Consider the following 878-nt stretch of genomic DNA (forward strand, 5'->3'; position numbering starts at 1 on the left):
CACTAATTTTATATCGAGACTGACCTTTTTGGCTGCATCAGAAAGCATTGATTCATAAGATTCTTTTAATTGGTTGATGCGCCGAAAGTCGAGCGCAGAGTTGCGAATACGCGAAATATCAGAATGTGAGGTAGGGAAAGTGTTCGATCTTTCTCTCATTCCTTCACAAAGGTTATTGTTGACTTGGTCTGATAGGTTGGATTTTATCTCTGCAATCAACATGCAGTACCTCTACCGATTGAATAAGTGATATTGATTAAAAACATAATGTAATCGATAGCGTGGGAGTTTATTTTTCAAGTATCGACTGTTTTTTGTATATTTTCATTTTTTGTAATAACGACATGGTGTTGGAATGGAAGTTACATAGCGAAATTGAATATAAATCGTCACAATTATTTCTGATGGAAATTATAGGAAGTGAATATGTCAACACTCGGTAAACTGCACCCTTTACTTTTGCGGTATTCCGAAAGTCCATTAGGAGAGATCGGTATTCATCGCACTGTACGTGACTCGCTCAATGCTATAAATCCCGCTAAATTTCCATCAATATAAGAGTGATTGCATTCTCGAACTTATCCGCATATTCGCTAAGTCACTGGCTTGTTTTCTCCGCGGACTCGAGGTAGAAAACGGCAATCCAGCATTTGGGGGCAGGGTGGGTGATAATCGGTGGGTAATGGGCTTTGGCTTTCAGGCTGTGCTTGGTTTCAATGGCGGGACGAACGGGTGATCAAAATGGCGCTACAGCGGAAATACCACCGCTTAGCACCATGAGTAGATATCGTTAGATAAAGCCCTAACGCATCTGTGAGCCTGTATGATTTTTCTAGGTTTTTTGCTGAGCGGATCTTGCTATCAGTTAACATGGGCGG

At 41.0% G+C, this 878-nt stretch carries 1 protein-coding gene and 1 pseudogene; both read right to left on the reverse strand.

The window, feature by feature from the left end:
* Nucleotides 1-222: hypothetical protein (locus J5224_RS31050; protein ID WP_264628858.1), on the reverse strand; the 222-nt coding region annotated here is incomplete at its 3' end.
* A 530-nt stretch (nt 223-752) separates the two neighbouring features.
* Nucleotides 753-872, reverse strand: a pseudogene (locus J5224_RS31055) (Arm DNA-binding domain-containing protein); the annotation flags it as partial.
* Between the last annotated feature and the right edge of the window lie 6 nt (nt 873-878).

It is taken from the genome of Candidatus Symbiopectobacterium sp. NZEC135, from assembly GCF_025962695.1.